The organism is Achromobacter deleyi (assembly GCF_016127315.1).
Taxonomy (GTDB): Bacteria; Pseudomonadota; Gammaproteobacteria; order Burkholderiales; family Burkholderiaceae_B; genus Achromobacter; species Achromobacter insuavis_A.
In genome coordinates, this window is sequence record NZ_CP065997.1 from 3,246,482 (window position 1) to 3,261,514 (window position 15,033).

Annotated in this window: 14 protein-coding genes and 1 tRNA gene; 10 read left to right on the forward strand and 5 right to left on the reverse strand. The window is 65.4% G+C overall.

What is annotated here, in order from left to right; translation table 11 throughout:
• Positions 1–160 precede the first annotated feature (160 nt).
• Positions 161–1,648, reverse strand: a complete 1,488-nt coding sequence (gene ppx / locus I6I07_RS14675) for an exopolyphosphatase (RefSeq protein WP_198487191.1) — start codon at positions 1,646–1,648, stop codon at positions 161–163.
• Positions 1,649–1,867: 219 nt separating this feature from the next.
• On the opposite strand from ppx, the gene ppk1 reads away from it, so the two are divergent.
• From ppk1 to pstB, 5 genes are all read left to right on the forward strand, one after another.
• Positions 1,868–3,943 (forward strand): polyphosphate kinase 1, encoded by a 2,076-nt coding sequence (gene ppk1 / locus I6I07_RS14680; RefSeq protein ID WP_198487192.1) that lies wholly within the window; start codon positions 1,868–1,870, stop codon positions 3,941–3,943.
• Between the two features lie 483 nt (positions 3,944–4,426).
• Positions 4,427–5,467, forward strand: a complete 1,041-nt coding sequence (pstS, locus tag I6I07_RS14685; RefSeq protein ID WP_198487193.1) for a phosphate ABC transporter substrate-binding protein PstS — start codon at positions 4,427–4,429, stop codon at positions 5,465–5,467.
• 140 nt (positions 5,468–5,607) lie between these two features.
• The gene (gene pstC / locus I6I07_RS14690) at positions 5,608–6,624 is read left to right on the forward strand and encodes a phosphate ABC transporter permease subunit PstC (protein ID WP_198487194.1); all 1,017 of its coding nucleotides are present in this window, start codon (positions 5,608–5,610) and stop codon (positions 6,622–6,624) included.
• Positions 6,625–6,647: 23 nt separating this feature from the next.
• Positions 6,648–7,502: a phosphate ABC transporter permease PstA gene (pstA, locus tag I6I07_RS14695; protein WP_198487195.1), complete on the forward strand. Its 855-nt coding sequence runs from the start codon at positions 6,648–6,650 to the stop codon at positions 7,500–7,502.
• Positions 7,503–7,549: 47 nt separating this feature from the next.
• Complete coding sequence (gene pstB / locus I6I07_RS14700; RefSeq protein ID WP_006385463.1) at positions 7,550–8,326, forward strand: phosphate ABC transporter ATP-binding protein PstB; 777 nt, start codon at positions 7,550–7,552, stop codon at positions 8,324–8,326.
• A 145-nt stretch (positions 8,327–8,471) separates the two neighbouring features.
• Here the strand turns inward: pstB and I6I07_RS14705 are convergent, their stop codons facing one another.
• Positions 8,472–9,827: an MFS transporter gene (locus I6I07_RS14705; RefSeq protein WP_198487196.1), complete on the reverse strand. Its 1,356-nt coding sequence runs from the start codon at positions 9,825–9,827 to the stop codon at positions 8,472–8,474.
• A gap of 156 nt (positions 9,828–9,983) precedes the next feature.
• Here I6I07_RS14705 and I6I07_RS14710 point away from each other — a divergent pair.
• Positions 9,984–10,060 (forward strand) — tRNA-Pro (locus tag I6I07_RS14710).
• 256 nt (positions 10,061–10,316) lie between these two features.
• The gene (locus I6I07_RS14715) at positions 10,317–10,817 is read left to right on the forward strand and encodes a hypothetical protein (RefSeq protein ID WP_198487197.1); all 501 of its coding nucleotides are present in this window, start codon (positions 10,317–10,319) and stop codon (positions 10,815–10,817) included.
• Here the strand turns inward: I6I07_RS14715 and I6I07_RS14720 are convergent.
• Complete coding sequence (locus I6I07_RS14720) at positions 10,814–11,335, reverse strand: hypothetical protein (RefSeq protein WP_198487198.1); 522 nt, start codon at positions 11,333–11,335, stop codon at positions 10,814–10,816. The two genes, I6I07_RS14715 and I6I07_RS14720, sit on opposite strands and share 4 nt — an antisense overlap.
• A 201-nt stretch (positions 11,336–11,536) precedes the next feature.
• Between I6I07_RS14720 and I6I07_RS14725 the strand changes: the two genes are divergently transcribed.
• From I6I07_RS14725 to I6I07_RS14735, 3 genes are all read left to right on the forward strand, one after another.
• Entirely contained in the window at positions 11,537–11,998 is a 462-nt protein-coding gene (locus I6I07_RS14725) for a carboxymuconolactone decarboxylase family protein (RefSeq protein WP_198487199.1), read from the forward strand.
• 287 nt (positions 11,999–12,285) lie between these two features.
• Positions 12,286–12,645, forward strand: coding sequence for a hypothetical protein (locus I6I07_RS14730; RefSeq protein ID WP_198487200.1), 360 nt, complete (start codon positions 12,286–12,288; stop codon positions 12,643–12,645).
• Positions 12,645–13,748: a glycosyltransferase family 4 protein gene (locus I6I07_RS14735; RefSeq protein WP_232626088.1), complete on the forward strand. Its 1,104-nt coding sequence runs from the start codon at positions 12,645–12,647 to the stop codon at positions 13,746–13,748. The genes I6I07_RS14730 and I6I07_RS14735 overlap by 1 nt, the downstream gene beginning before the upstream one ends.
• Positions 13,749–14,006: 258 nt before the next feature.
• On the opposite strand, the gene I6I07_RS14740 is transcribed toward I6I07_RS14735, so the two are convergent.
• Together I6I07_RS14740 and I6I07_RS14745 are read right to left on the reverse strand one after the other, a co-directional pair.
• Positions 14,007–14,609: a LysE/ArgO family amino acid transporter gene (locus tag I6I07_RS14740; RefSeq protein WP_198487201.1), complete on the reverse strand. Its 603-nt coding sequence runs from the start codon at positions 14,607–14,609 to the stop codon at positions 14,007–14,009.
• 118 nt (positions 14,610–14,727) lie between these two features.
• Positions 14,728–14,979 (reverse strand): hypothetical protein, encoded by a 252-nt coding sequence (locus tag I6I07_RS14745; protein WP_198487202.1) that lies wholly within the window; start codon positions 14,977–14,979, stop codon positions 14,728–14,730.
• Positions 14,980–15,033: the final 54 nt, after the last annotated feature.

The following is a 15,033-nucleotide window of genomic DNA, read 5'->3' on the forward strand; positions in this document are numbered from 1 at the left end:
CGTATGAAGATCAAACTGATTCGGCGGGCAACGCGGCCATTCCGCCTGGAGCTCAAGCAACTCGAACGCGAGACGGATCTTTCGCCGTTCTAGCGCCTGATGCCTGTCTCGCCGCGCGGCCCCGGATGCGTCCGGGGCCGCGCTGTTTTCAGGACGCGATTCAGAACTCGAGCAGTTCGAACGAGAATCCCACCTTCGACCATTCGGCTTCTTCCGCGCGCAGCGTGAAGTCGCTGAGCGGGTGCTGCGCGAGCCAGTCGCGGTTCACGCGCACCACGATGGAATCGTTGCGCATGGACGCGGTCAGGGGCAGGGGTTCGATCTCGCCACGGCGGCGGAACAGCAGCACGGCCAGCCGCAGGCTGAGAATGGCGATCCACTGGGCGCGGTTGCGCACCAGCGGTTCGAGCTTGCTCAGCTTGCCCTGGTGGCCCAGCGCCAACAGCGCCAGCAGTTGCTGGTCGGCGCGCGAAAAGCCCGGCATGTCGGCGTTCTCGAGCACGTAGGCGGTGTGCTTGTGGTACGCGTTGTGGGCGATCGACAGGCCCACTTCGTGCAGGTCGGCGGCCCAGCCCAGGGCGGCGCGCAGTTCGGCGCGCTCCGCGCCTTCGGGCATCATCGTGTCGAACAGGCCGAGGGCGGCGTGGTGCACGCGGCGGGCCTGGTTGGCGTCGACGTGATAGCGCTTCATGAACTGGCGCACCGATTCGTCGCGCTTGTCGTGCTCGTCGTCGCGGCCCAGCAGGTCGTACAGCACGCCCAGGCGCAGCGCGCCATCGCCGGTGTGCATGATGTCGATGCCCAGTTCGTCGAACAGCGCGCTCATGATGGCCAGCCCGCCGGGCAGCACATCGGCGCGCTCGACCTTGATGCCGGGCAGCTCCGAGGGGATGACGCGGCCGGCGCGCACGATGCGGTCCCTCAGCTTGCTCAGGCCGGCGCGGGTGATGCCGCGCTCGGACATGCCGCCTTCGGTGAGGATGGCGTACAGCGCCTTGGCGGTGCCGGAGGAGCCGTAGGCTTCCTTCCAGCCGGTCTTGCGGTACTGCTTGGCGATGACTTCGATTTCGCGCCGCGCGGCCAGTTCGGCCTGCTTCATCTGGTGGGCGTCGACGATGCCGTCCGAGAAGAACTGCCGGCTGTAGCTGACGCAGCCCATATAGAGCGAGGACATCAGGCCGGGTTCGTGGCCCTTGCCGATGATGACTTCGGTGGAGCCGCCGCCGATGTCGATCACCAGGCGCTTGTTGGGCGAGGGCGGCAGGGTGTGGACCACGCCCGAGAAGATCAGGCGGGCCTCTTCGCGGCCGGCGATGACTTCGATCGGGAAGCCCAGGGCGGCTTCGGCCCGGGGCAGGAAATCGCGGGTATTGCGTGCCACCCGGAAGGTGTTGGTGGCGACCGCGCGCACGCGGTTGGGATGGAAACTGCGCAGGCGTTCGCCGAAACGTTCCAGAACGGCGATGGCGCGCTCGATGGCTTCGTCGCCGAGGCGTTTTTCGGCGTCCAGTCCGGCGGCGAGCCGGACGGTTTCCTTGAGGCGATCGATCTGGTAGATCTGGGGCGTACCGTCCTGCTGAACGATGCGTCCGATGGAGAGGCGGAAGCTGTTGGACCCGAGGTCCACGGCGGCCAGAAGTTGATCCATGCGGCTCGTAATATTGGCTGTGAGGTGGCCTGATTATAGAGACCCCATATGACAGCGCCTTCCGCTGCGGGTTTTCGCTTATGGAACATGCAGTTGGCGCCGGGAGACGATGCTCTATGCGTCCCGGTTTTGTCGTACGCTACGCATTTGGCGCTGTGTCATAGAACCGTCACCCTTTTGCAGTAAAACTCCACGCTCTCCCTACGTATGGAATCCGGTATGACCACACGCCCGCCCGCCGAGCCCTTGCTCCTGAATCGCGAGTTGTCGCTGCTCAAATTCAACGAACGCGTGCTGGCGATGGCGGAAAATCCCAGTACGCCCCTGCTCGAACGGCTGCGCTACGTCTGTATCGTCAGTTCCAACCTGGACGAATTCTTCGAGATCCGGATCTCGAGCCTGAAAGAGCAGCAACGCCAGTCGCCCAACTCGGTCGGCCCGGACGGCATGACGCCGGACCAGGCGTTCGAGAACGTCCAGCAGGCGGTGCACGAGCTGGTGGGGCGGCAGTACGCGCTGCTCAACGACGCCATCCTGCCGGCGCTGCAGGCCGAGGGGATCGCGCTGCACCACGCGTCGGAATGGAATGCCGAGCAGCAGGAATGGGCGCGGGATGTCTTCAACCGCGACGTGATGCCGCTGCTGACCCCGATCGGGCTGGACCCGGCGCACCCGTTCCCGCGCGTCTACAACAAGAGCCTGAATTTCATCGTCTCGCTGTCCGGCGCCGACGCCTTCGGCCGCCAGGCCTCGATCGCCGTCGTGCAGGCGCCGCGCGCGCTGCCGCGCCTGATCAAGATGCCGTCGGAGCTGTCCGGTCACCCGGAAGGCTACATCCTGCTGACCTCGCTGCTGCGCGCCTTCGTCGGCGAGCTGTTCCCGGGCCTGGAGATGCTGGGCTGCTACCAGTGGCGGGTGACGCGCAACAGCGACCTGTTCGTGGACGAGGAAGAAGTCACCAACCTGCGCCACGCCCTGCAGGGCGAGCTGTCGCAGCGCAACTTCGGCGCCGCCGTGCGCCTGGAGATCGACAAGCTGACGCCGGTCGAGCTGGAAACCTTCCTGCAGCGCGAGTTCTCGCTCAAGGCCGAGGACACCTACCGCGTGCCGGGTCCGGTGAACCTGTCGCGCCTGATGCAGCTGTGCAACTCGCCCAACCGGCCCGACCTGCTGTTCCCCGACTACCGCGCGCCGGTGCCGGCGCCGTTCGACCGCGTCGGCGACAAGCCGGCCGATCTGTTCGAGGCCGTGGCCGAGCAGGACCGCCTGCTGCACCATCCCTATCAGTCGTTCCAGCCCGTCATCGACTTCCTGACCGCCGCCGCGCTGGATCCGGACGTGATGGCCATCAAGCAGACCATCTACCGCACCGGCGAGGATTCCGAGCTGATGAAGATCCTGCTGGCCGCGGCGCGCGCCGGCAAGGAAGTGACGGTGGTGGTGGAGCTGATGGCGCGCTTTGACGAGCAGACCAACATCAACTGGGCCTCCAAGCTGGAAGAGGTGGGGGCGCACGTGGTCTACGGCGTGGTGGCGCACAAGACCCATGCCAAGATGGCGGTGGTGCTGCGGCGCGAAAAGGGCCGCCTGCGCCGCTACGCCCACCTGGGCACCGGCAACTACCACCCGCGCACCGCGCGCCTGTACACCGACTTCGGCCTGCTGACCGCCGATCCCAAGCTGTGCGAGGACATGGACAAGGTGTTCGCGCAGCTGACCGGCCTGGGCGCGCGCCGCTCGCTCAAGTCGCTGATGCAGTCGCCCTTCACCATGCACGACGGCATGGTGGCGCTGATCCGCGCCGAGGCCCGCGCCGCCAAGGCGGGCAAGCGTTCGCGCATCATGGCCAAGATGAACTCGCTGCTGGAAGAGCAGATCATCGAGGAGCTCTACAAGGCCAGCCAGGCCGGCGTGAAGATCGACCTGATCGTGCGCGGCGTCTGCGCGCTGCGCGCCGGCGTGCCGGGGCTGTCCGAGAACATCCGGGTGCGTTCCATCGTCGGGCGCTTCCTGGAGCACTCGCGCGTGTTCTATTTCTACGCCGAGGGCGCCGAGACGGTGTACCTGTCGTCGGCCGACTGGATGGACCGCAATTTCTTCCGCCGCGTCGAGATCGCCTTCCCGATCTACGACAAGACGCTCAAGAAGCGCGTCATCGACGAGGCCTTCACCTTCGCCCTGCGCGACAACCAGCTGGCCTGGCAGCAACAGGCCGACGGCGACTACGTCCGCGTGCGCAGCCGCCGCGAACCCTTCAACCTGCATCAGTACCTGATGCAGAAGCTGGGCGCGTAACACCCGGGCGGGCGGAACACGCCCGCCCTTTTTCCCGGCACCGGGCACCGCGCCCATCCGTCCCTGAAGGCGCCACGCGCCCTTCAAGCCACGCCCTCCCAAAGCCACACCGCACCCCTCCGTCCCCGAAGGCGCCGAGCGCCCGCCGAGGCACACCCTCCCAAAGCCACACCGCACCCATCCGTCCCTAAAGGCGCCGCGCGCCCACCGAGGCACACCCTCCCAAAGCCACACCGCACCCATCCGTCCCTAAAGGCGCCGCGCGCCCACCGAGGCACACCCTCCCAAAGCCAGGCCGCGCGGATCCGGCTCCGCCGGTCCGCCACCGGCGCCCCCCTGGGGGGGAAGCGCGCAGCGCTCCGGGGGGGGGTTTATGACTGTCACTATCCTGTCACGTTGGGCTTCTAAGATGCGAGGGTCGCTGAAAGACGGGCAGTAGAAAGCCTGCCAAAGACTCCTCTAACGAGCACAGAAGGAACCAAGATGTTCAAACGTGTCTTCAAACAAGTTTCCCTGGGTGTCGCGCTGAGCGCCGCCGTTTTCGCCGTCCAGGCCGCCGACGTGACCGGCGCGGGCGCATCGTTCCCGTACCCGGTCTACGCCAAGTGGGCGTCGGACTACAAGGCTGCCACCAACAACGCGGTCAACTACCAGTCGATCGGTTCGGGCGGCGGCCAGCAACAGATCATCGCCAAGACCGTCGATTTCGGCGCCTCGGACGATCCCATGAAGGCGGCTGACCTGGAAAAGAACGGTCTGCTGCAATTCCCGGCCGTCATCGGCGGCACGGTTGCCGTGGTGAACGTCGACGGCGTCGAGCCGGGCAAGCTGAAGCTGTCGGGCAAGGTCCTGGCCGAAATCTTCCTGGGCAAGGTCAAGAAGTGGGACGACGCCGCCATCAAGGCGCTCAACCCCGATCTGAAGCTGCCGTCGGCCGACATCATCGTCGTGCACCGTTCGGACGGCTCGGGCACCACCTTCGGCTGGACCAACTACCTGTCCAAGGTGTCGCCGGAATGGAAGGAACAAGTCGGTGAAGGCAAGGCCGTCAAGTGGCCCGTGGGTCAGGGTGGCAAGGGCAACGAAGGCGTCGCCGCCTACGTCGGCCAGCTGAAGAACTCGATCGGCTACGTCGAATACGCCTACGCCAAGCAGAACAAGCTGGCCTGGACGCAACTGCAGAACAAGGCCGGCAAGTTCGTCCAGCCGGAACAGAAGGCCTTCGCCGCTGCCGCCGCCAACGCTGACTGGAAGAGCGCGCCTGGCATGGGCGTGGTGCTGACCGACGAACCGGGCGCCGATTCCTGGCCCGTCACCGCCGCGACGTTCATCCTGGTCCACAAGTCGCAAGACAAGCCCGCCCAAGGCAAGGCTGTCCTGGAATTCTTCGACTGGGCCTTCAAGAATGGCGCCAAGTCGGCTGAAGCCCTGGACTACGTGCCGCTGCCGGAAGCCGTGACCAAGGAAATTCGCGCCGCCTGGGGCGAAGTCAAGGCTGCCGACGGCAAGGCCGTCTGGAAGTAAAAGGCAGGTGCCTGGCGCGGTGGCCCAGCCCCGCGCCAGCATCGACCAACTGCCCTGGCATCCGGTCCGCCGGATGCCAGGGCGGGTCTCCCGGACCCACCTGTAGTTTCCCCCCAAGGTTTCCTAAGGAAAGTCCATCCATGAGCGCGGTAATGGATAATAGTGTGCCGCTCCCGCCCAGCGTGGCGGATTCCGTGACTACCGGCACGCCTTCGCCTATGAAGCAAAATAAAAATGCGCTGATGGATGCGCTGTTCAAGAACCTGACCCGCCTGTTCGCCTTCCTGGTGTTCATCCTGCTGGCGGCGATCCTGGTATCCCTGATCTACGGCAGCCGCGAATCGCTGGCCAAGTACGGCCTGTCGTTCCTGTGGCTGAACGACTGGGACCCCGTCAGGCAGAACTACGGCGCGGTGGTGCCCATCATCGGCACGCTGCTGACCTCGGCCATCGCCCTGATCATCGCGGTGCCGGTGTCGTTCGGCATCGCCATCTTCCTGACCGAACTGTCGCCGACCTGGCTGCGCCGCCCGCTGGGCACCGCGGTCGAGATGCTGGCGGCGATTCCGTCGATCATCTACGGCATGTGGGGCCTGTTCGTCTTCGTGCCGGTGTTCCAGCAGTACGTGCAGCCGTTCCTGATCGCCACGCTGGGCAGCGTGCCCATCATCGGCGGCATGTTCGCCGGGCCGCCGTTCGGCATCGGTATCTTCACCGCCGGCCTGATCCTGTCGATCATGATCATCCCGTTCATCGCCGCGGTGATGCGCGACGTGTTCGAGCTGGTGCCGGCGATGCTGAAGGAATCGGCCTACGGCCTGGGCAGCACGACCTGGGAAGTGATGTGGCGCGTGGTGCTGCCGTTCACCAAATCGGGCGTCATTGGCGGCATCATGCTGGGCCTGGGACGCGCGCTGGGCGAGACCATGGCGGTGACCTTCGTGATCGGCAACGCCTTCAAGTGGTCGGGCTCGCTGTTCTCGCCGGGCAACTCGATCGCCTCGGCGCTGGCCAACGAATTCAATGAAGCCGGTGGCATCCAGAAGTCGGCGCTGCTGGAACTGGGGCTGATCCTGTTCCTGATCACCACGATCGTGCTGGCCCTGGCGAAGATGCTGCTGGTCCGCCTGTCGGCCGGTGAAGGCAAGAAATCCTGATCCCGCCGCACAAGGAAAAGATCATGGCTGTATCCGTACTCAATATGCAGAACGGCGTGTACCGCCGGCGCCGGGTGGTCAACCGCATCATGCTGACCGTCTCGCTGGGCACGCTGGTGTTCGGTCTGTTCTGGCTGTTCTGGATCATCCAGACGCTGCTGTTCAAGGGCGCGCCGGCGCTGTCGTACACGCTCTTCACCGAGATCACGCCGCCGCCGGGGCAGACCGGCGGCCTGATCAACGCCATCTTCGGCAGCGTGATGATGGCGGGCGTGGGCACGCTGATCGGCACGCCGGTCGGCATCCTGGCCGGCACCTACCTGTCCGAATACGGCCAGCGCGGCTGGCTGGCGCCGGCCACGCGCTTCCTGAACGACGTGCTGCTGTCGGCGCCGTCCATCATCATCGGCCTGTTCATCTACGCCGTGTACGTGGCGCAGGTCGGGCACTACTCGGGCTGGGCCGGCGCCATCGCGCTGTCGATCCTGGTGATCCCGGTGGTGGTGCGCACCACCGACAACATGCTGCTGCTGGTGCCCAACAGCCTGCGCGAAGCCGCGGCCGCCCTGGGTTGCCCCAAGTGGCGCATGATCACCCTGGTGTGCTATCGCGCCGCCAAGACCGGCATCATCACCGGCGTGCTGCTGGCCATCGCCCGCATCTCGGGTGAAACCGCGCCGCTGCTGTTCACCGCGCTGTCGAACCAGTTCATGTCGACCAACATGAACGGCCCGATGGCCAACCTGCCGGTCGTGATCTACCAATACGCCGCCAGCCCCTTCAAGGACTGGAATGACCTGGCGTGGGCCGGCGCCACCCTGATTACGCTGCTGGTGCTGGGCATCAACATCATTGCCCGCAACATGTTCCGCAAGTAAAGATCGCTTTGCCGGCGCGCCCGTCGCGCCGGACCTAGGGAAACCAAATGGAAAACACCGCTACCGCCGTCAAGAACAAGATCGAGGTCAAGAACCTGAACTTCTACTACGGCAAGTTCCATGCGATCCGCAATGTGAACATGTCGATCCAGGAGAAGAAGGTCACGGCCTTCATCGGCCCGTCGGGCTGCGGCAAGTCGACGCTGCTGCGCACCTTCAACCGCATGTTCGAGCTGTATCCGGGCCAGCGCGCCGAGGGCGAGATCATCCTGGACGGCGAGAACCTGCTGACCGCCAAGACCGACATCTCGCTGATCCGCGCCAAGGTCGGCATGGTGTTCCAGAAGCCCACGCCGTTCCCCATGAGCATCTACGACAACATCGCCTTCGGCGTGCGTCTGTTCGAACGCCTGTCCAAGGGCGAGATGGACGAGCGCGTGGAATGGGCGCTGAGCAAGGCCGCGCTCTGGAACGAAGTGAAGGACAAGCTGCACCAGAGCGGCAACAGCCTGTCGGGCGGCCAGCAACAGCGCCTGTGCATCGCGCGCGGCGTGGCCATCAAGCCGGAAGTGCTGCTGCTGGACGAGCCGTGCTCGGCGCTGGATCCGATCTCGACCGCCAAGATCGAGGAACTGATCGCTGAACTGAAGAACGACTACACCGTCGTCATCGTGACCCACAACATGCAGCAGGCCGCCCGTTGCTCGGACTTCACGGCCTACATGTACCTGGGCGAGCTGATGGAATTCGGCCAGACCGACCAGATCTTCGTGAAGCCTTCGCGCAAGGAAACCGAGGACTACATCACCGGCCGTTTCGGCTGATCGCCGGCGGGGACCGCGCCCGGCGGGAGACCGGCGGGCGGGGTTCCTGGGGTGCATCATCACGGTGGTATCGGCGGCGCGCCCGGATGGGCGCGCCGTTGTCGTTTCGACTGGCCGGTGCCCTGCGTCCGGCCAGGGGGCAACGTCAGGAACGCTGCTGCTCCAGCGTGCGCGCGCCGGCCGCCGGCTGCGTCGACGCGCCGCCCGCGTAGCGGCCCGGGATCAGGATCACGAACACCGCCGCCAGCACCGCCGCGCACGAGAACGCGATGAAATTCCACGCCAGCGGCAGTTGCAGGCCGGCCAGGTAGCCGCCGACGATGGGGCCGCTCATGGCGCCGATGCGGGCGAACGACAGCGCCCAGCCGGTGGCGGCGCCGCGCGCATGCGCCGGGTAGTAGCCGGCTAGGTAGCCGGTCAGGATCAGCGACGACGAAATGCTGCCGATGCCGGCCAGCGCCACCCACAGGTAATTGACCGCCAGCGGATTGTTGTAGGTCAGGCAGTAGATGCCGACGGCGCCCACCAGGTAGAACAGCGCCACGATCTTGCGCGGCTCGCTCTTGTCGGCGAACTGGCCCAGCACCAGGCCGCCGATGGCCGAGGCCAGGCTGAATACCAGTAGGAACGAGATGCTCGAGCCCAGGTCGTAGCCGTTCTTGCGCATGATCTGCGGCAGCCAGGTGTTCAGGCCATACACCAGCATCATGCCCAGGAACAGCGCGCCCCAGAAGCACAGCGTGGCGCGCAGGTGGCGCGGCGCGAACACCGCGGCCATCACATCGCGCCAGGTGGTCTTTTGCCCCGTCACTTCGCGCGGACGGAACGGTTCCAGCGACGTGATGCCCAGGCGCTGCGCCACGGCGCGGGCGCCGGTCTCGTCGCCCTTGGCCAGCAGGTATTCCAGCGATTCGGGCAGCAGGCGCGCCAGCACCGGCACCAGCAGCAGCGGCGCGGCGCCCACCAGGATCACCGCACGCCAGCCCCAGTGCTGCAGCACGGCCATGGCCACCGCGGCGGAGCACAGGATGCCGAGCGAGTAGCCGGAATACATCACGCCGTAGTTGAAGCCGCGCCTGGCGGGCGGGGAATACTCGATGGTCAAGGCCGCCGCCACCGGGATCACGCCGCCCAGGCCCAGGCCGCCAATGAACCGGAACGTCGCGAACCAGGTCGGCGTCGGCGCCCAGGCCGCGCCGATCATGGTCAGCGAGAACAGCGTGACGCAGGCCAGCAGCATGCGCCGGCGGCCCAGCAGGTCGGACAGCGTGCCGACGGCGAACGAGCCGACGAACATGCCCGCCAGCGCGTAGCTGCCCAGCATGCCGAGCTCGATCGGCGTCAGGTTCCAGCTCTTGTCGTCGGCCAGGGCGGGCAGCACCGCGCCCATGACGCCGACGTCGTAGCCCTCGAACAGGATCGCCAGCCAGCAGACGAACAGCACGGTGTAGGTGGTCCGCGTGGGCGTGGCCCAGGCGGACGGAGAGGAGGCGTTGGCCATGTGGTTCCCGATGTATGTCGTTATTAGGTATGTCGAATTAATTTATGCTTCAACTATATAGGTGTCAATCAGGGGATCGCCGGGCCGGGCGTCGCCTGAACGGGCCTGCGGGGGATTTGCCGGGGGCGCGCCGGTATCTGGTATAGTTGCGACCCTCGGGGCGTAGCGCAGCCTGGTAGCGCATCTGCTTTGGGAGCAGAGGGTCGCGAGTTCGAATCCCGCCGCCCCGACCAAACCACTCAAGGCCTTGCAGGCATCAGCCTGCAAGGCCTTGCGCCTTTTGGGGCCGCCTTTTGGGGCCGCCTTTTGGGGCCGCCTTTGGGGCCGCCTTTGGGGCCGCAGCCCGTCCCGTGCCCATTGCCGTGGTGGACGGGGGATTGTGACGCTACGTCTTATCTCGGACCGCCCAGTGCGCGATTGGCGTCATCGGCCCGTCACCCGGCATGCCTATATTGCCGTCGCATGAAAATGCGGACGATATGGCGGTACATGAAGGCCCATCCCCGGACAACCTGGGTGTCTGTCCTCTGCCTGGCCTGCTTCGCGGGGCTGATCCTGCCGCGGATCTACGATATGAAGTTGCGTTTTCCCGAGCAGTCGGAGATACACGTCACGGACGGGCTCGCGACGTTCAAGTCCGTCGGCAAATCGCGTTCTGCGTTGCTGGTGGTGGACGGATGGGAATATGTCTGCACGGGGCCGGCTTACGCAACCCCCAACTGCTTTATCGGTAACGTGAAGCAGGTGCGTGAGGCAATGCAGGGGAAACAGCTGAGGATCGTCTGGTTCGAACAATCCGTCTACCCGTTCTTCAGCAACCGGCGCGTCCTGTTGATGGCGCACGACGGGCAGCTCCTGGTGTCACCCGATCAAGTCGCCGCCGATATCCGTCAGGGGCGGGCGGATGCGCCCACCGTCATGGTCTGGATCTGCTTCGGCCTGCTCCTTGTCTGCATGTTCATGGTCTGGGTCATCGAAGGAAGAAGCTAGCGAACGCGCGTATCGGGAGCAGGAGGACTCGTAGGCCTGCTTTCCTGAGGCGTGTCCTGGGGCGCCGCATACAACCGTTGCAGCGAATCGCCCAGCGGGGTGATGAAGTCGTCCAGGCGCCAGCATGGCGACGCCTCGCGCTTGAGCACGAGGTGCACGACCTGCTGGGTGCGCGGGCCGCCGGGTTCCAGCACGAAGGGGTAGCGCATCGCCACGATCGCGGTGTCGCGGAGCTCGGATTCGGTCTCGAACACCGGTATGCCGCCGATTTCGCCATCCTGGGCGCCGAGCCAGGGCTCATAGTCGAGATGGCCGACCTCGCCCTGGGCGTAGGCCCACTCGCGGCGCAAGGCCGCGTCGAAGGCCGGGGTGAACAGCGAGGGATCGTGGCGGTCCGGCGCGGCGTGAAAGTCGGCGTGCGCCTGCTGGAAAGTGCGCGCCCACTGGGCCGGCGGCGTGCAGGCGGCGTGGGCAGGCCAGGCGAGGAAAGAAAACACCAGGGGCAGGAGGCGTTTCATGCGCGGGGATTCCTTGTGTCCGGTCGAGCCATTGGCGCCGCGTCGCGGCGTGCTGTCGCGCAGGATACCCCAGGCGCGGCCGGTTCTCGCGCCGCCCGGCGGCGACATGGCCCACGCCGGAACCCGGTTCTTGGATCTACCGCAAAACGCCGCGCGGGCGCAGCATGGAGTCTTCGACAGACAGTTATCAGGACTTTCATCATGAGCCATCGCATCGACTATGCCCAAGCCGCCCCGGAGGGCTACAAGGCATTCGGCGGCGTTTACGCCTACCTGCGCCAGTGCGGCCTGCCGGAGACGCTGGTCAACCTCGTGTATCTGCGGGTCTCGCAGATCAACGGCTGCGCCTACTGCATCGACATGCACAGCCGCGACCTGCTCAAGCAGGGCGTGGCGGTGGACAAGCTGGTGCTGGTGCCGGTGTGGCGCGAAGGCGGCGCGCTGTTCAGCGCCCGCGAGCAGGCCGCGCTGGCCTGGGCCGAATGCGTGACGCGGGTGGCCGAAACCGGCGTGCCGGATGCCGACTACGCCGCCGCCGCGGCCGAATTCAGCGACAAGGAACTGGCGGACCTGACCTATGCGATCGGGCTGATGAACGCCTTCAACCGCCTGGGCGTCACGTTCCGCAATACGCCGGCGGCCGTCAGGGCCAGAGCGGCTTGAGGCGCTCGTACTCGCTGGAAACGCGATCCGTGTGCCATTGCATGCCGCGCAGGCGCCACATCCGCATGTCAGGACGATTTGCGCCGGGCCGTCGGCCCTGATTGAACACGCCGTCTCGTTTATTCAGAAGGTGGTAAGCTGCCGCCTGCCCCGCTGACCTCGCCCCCGCCGCTCGGCGCCGAGGTTCAAAAAAATAAGACCAACAAGTTGACGCGTTATATGCCAAAGCCAGCATATTGGGGTGAGTTTGTTAAAATGCGACAACAATTTGCAAATGAAACATTTTTATGCCGCATTTCCAGGGCTCTCGGCTACCCGCACTATTCCGGTTTTCTTTTGATCCTGGCAATGGCAAGCCCCTGCGGCTTGTGGATGTGGGGTTGGCGAGCGCGATCCCGTCTCATATGTCCGAAGCGGTCGGGCCCTATGTGCTGACCGTGTTGCAACCCTCCGACACCCTGAACCGATTGCGGACGGCTGGCTGGCATTTGTGCATGGACCTGTCCGGTAATATTCAGGCGTGCCAGCACGACAAGTGCCTGGACATCGAACTGGCGGCCATCACTCCTTACGGCGTGATCTCGAACGAGGACTTCCTCTACGCCGAGGCCTTGACACTATTTTTGTCCCAAAGCGAGACACCCTGATGCGCGACAGCGGCCAGATGCGATTGCGCATCATGCATTCCGAGGCGGCGACGACCTTCGGCGGCCAGGAAAACCGGATCTTCCGCGAAATGGTGGCGCTGCGCGAACGTGGCCATACGCTCGAGGCAATCTGCCAACCCGTTAGCAAGCTATCGTCGCGCCTGCAGGCCGAGGGGTTCCGCGTGCATGAATTCCTGATGGACGGCGTGTCGAACTACACCCGGGCGGTATACGGAATCCGCGGAATCCTGGCCCGCGGCAAATTCGACGTCCTGAATACCCATAGCCGCCGGGACACCGTGATCGCGGCGGTGGCCGGCCGGCTTGCGGGCACGCCGTTGATCGTGCGCACCCGTCACCTGGCGAAACGGCCGGGGTCGCTATGGAGCTATACGCGATTGCCGCACCGGGTGGTTGCGGTCAGTGACTATGTCGCCAATCAGATGCTTGAGCGCGGCGTGCCCCAAAGTCATGTCGCGACAGTGTCCGACGCCATTCCGATCACGCCGAACGATGGGCGTTCCAGCCTACGCGAAGAACTAGGCATCTCCCGCGACGCCATTGTCATCGTCTGCGTCGCGCATCTTCGTCCGCAGAAGGGCCAGGGCCTGCTGCTGTCCGCGGCGGCGCCGCTGATGAACGGCTCGTCGGATATCCATCTGGTTTTCGCGGGCGAAGGCTCGCAACTCGATGCTCTCAATGACATGGCTCGCCAATACGGCTGCGAAGCGCGCACGCACTTTCTTGGCCGGCGCGCCGATGTCGGTAACGTGCTGGCAGCCAGCGATATCTTTGCACTGGCCACTCAGTTCGAGGCCTTGGGCACTTCATTCATCGAAGCGGCCGCCTGCGGACTGCCCATTATCGGCACGCGTGTGGGCGGTGTCCCCGAAGTCGTGAAGCATGGCGAGACTGGGTTGCTGGTGCCCTACGGCGACGTCGACGCGTTGCGCGTCTCTCTGGAAACGCTGGCCACTGACGCGACCTTGCGACAGCGTATGGGCGCGGCAGGCGCCGCCTACGTGCGCAGTGAGAAGAAGTTCTCGCTCGCTGGCATGGCGGAAGGCATGGAAGCGGCCTACCTGAATTGGTTGAAGAGATAGCGCCTGGGGCCCTGGCTTCTGGCTGGCCGAGGCTTGGCCGCAGGCATCCCGTGGCCCAGCACGCAACCTGTTCCTGGGATCTATGGGAAAGCGCCATGCGGTCGCGCCATGACGTTCTCACAGACAGAAATCAGGATTCATCATGGGCCATCCCATCGACTATGCCCACGCCGCTCCAGAGGGCTGTAAGGCGATCGATCGGGCTGATGAACGCTTTCAACCGCCTGGGCGTCACGTTCCGCAATACGCCGGCGGCCGTCAGGGCCAGAGCAGCTTGACCGCGATCGCCAGCATGGCCACGCCGACCAGGGCGTCCAGGATCCGCCAGGCCGTCTGGCTGGCGAACACCGGCCGCAGCAGGCGGGCGCCGAAGCCCAGGGTGAAGAAGAAGGCGAACGAGGCCGTCATGGCGCCCAGCGCGAAGGCGACCTTGCGGCCCTCGTACTGGCTGGAGATCGAGCCCAGCAGGACCACGGTGTCCAGGTAGACGTGCGGGTTGAGCCAGGTGAAGGCCAGGCAGGTCGCCAGCGTGGCGCCCAGCCCGGCGGCCTGGCGCGACGATGGCGTCAGGCTGCCGTGGTTGCGCAGCGCGGAGCGGAAGCTGCGCGCCGCGTAGGTCAGCAGGAACAGCGCGCCGCCGTAGCGCAGCACCGGTTCCAGCCAGGGCAGGGCGTTCGACGCCAGGCCGAAGCCGGCGACACCCGCGGCGATCAGCACGGCATCCGATACCGCGCACACCAGGCAGACGGCAAAGACGTGTTCCTGGCGCAGGCCTTGCCGCAGGACGAAGGCATTCTGCGCGCCGATCGCCAGGATCAGGCTGAGGCTGAGGAAAAAACCGGGGAAAAAGGCGCTGGTCATGTCGTACCTTGAATCAAGGGCGACAGACTAGCGGCTGCGGCTTAATTAGAGAATCTAAAGATCCTAATCTATCTTTAGCAACACTGAATTTCTGGCGGCGTCATGTCGCCGCTCGGGATCAATGGCGCGAGCCGCCCTGGCCGGGTTGCAGCTTGTCCAGCTGGGCCTGCAGGGAATCGAGCAGCAGCTGTAATTGCTCGGAGGTCACGGCATAAACGCGGCCCCGTTCGCTGCGCGTGGCCGCCGCGGGCGACGGGTCGTTCAGGAAGTCCAGCCGCAGCAGCAGCGAATCGTGTTCCACCAACGGCATCATGGCCCAGCCGGTCACCGGCGAGACGGCCTCGCCGGTCTTGAAATCTCTGTCTTGCACCTTGGCATCCTGTTCACGTGGTCGGCAGGCGACCGTATGTGGGGATTTTATTTA

Bases quoted from the DNA above. Each gene is read 5' to 3' on its own strand.
- ppx (WP_198487191.1), bottom strand. From the start codon at position 1,648: ATGGATCAACTTCTGGCCGCCGTGGACCTCGGGTCCAACAGCTTCCGC.
- ppk1 (WP_198487192.1), top strand. From the start codon at position 1,868: ATGACCACACGCCCGCCCGCCGAGCCCTTGCTCCTGAATCGCGAGTTG.
- pstS (WP_198487193.1), top strand. From the start codon at position 4,427: ATGTTCAAACGTGTCTTCAAACAAGTTTCCCTGGGTGTCGCGCTGAGC.
- pstC (WP_198487194.1), top strand. From the start codon at position 5,608: ATGAGCGCGGTAATGGATAATAGTGTGCCGCTCCCGCCCAGCGTGGCG.
- pstA (WP_198487195.1), top strand. From the start codon at position 6,648: ATGGCTGTATCCGTACTCAATATGCAGAACGGCGTGTACCGCCGGCGC.
- pstB (WP_006385463.1), top strand. From the start codon at position 7,550: ATGGAAAACACCGCTACCGCCGTCAAGAACAAGATCGAGGTCAAGAAC.
- I6I07_RS14705 (WP_198487196.1), bottom strand. From the start codon at position 9,827: ATGGCCAACGCCTCCTCTCCGTCCGCCTGGGCCACGCCCACGCGGACC.
- I6I07_RS14715 (WP_198487197.1), top strand. From the start codon at position 10,317: ATGAAGGCCCATCCCCGGACAACCTGGGTGTCTGTCCTCTGCCTGGCC.
- I6I07_RS14720 (WP_198487198.1), bottom strand. From the start codon at position 11,335: ATGAAACGCCTCCTGCCCCTGGTGTTTTCTTTCCTCGCCTGGCCTGCC.
- I6I07_RS14725 (WP_198487199.1), top strand. From the start codon at position 11,537: ATGAGCCATCGCATCGACTATGCCCAAGCCGCCCCGGAGGGCTACAAG.
- I6I07_RS14730 (WP_198487200.1), top strand. From the start codon at position 12,286: ATGCCGCATTTCCAGGGCTCTCGGCTACCCGCACTATTCCGGTTTTCT.
- I6I07_RS14735 (WP_232626088.1), top strand. From the start codon at position 12,645: ATGCGCGACAGCGGCCAGATGCGATTGCGCATCATGCATTCCGAGGCG.
- I6I07_RS14740 (WP_198487201.1), bottom strand. From the start codon at position 14,609: ATGACCAGCGCCTTTTTCCCCGGTTTTTTCCTCAGCCTCAGCCTGATC.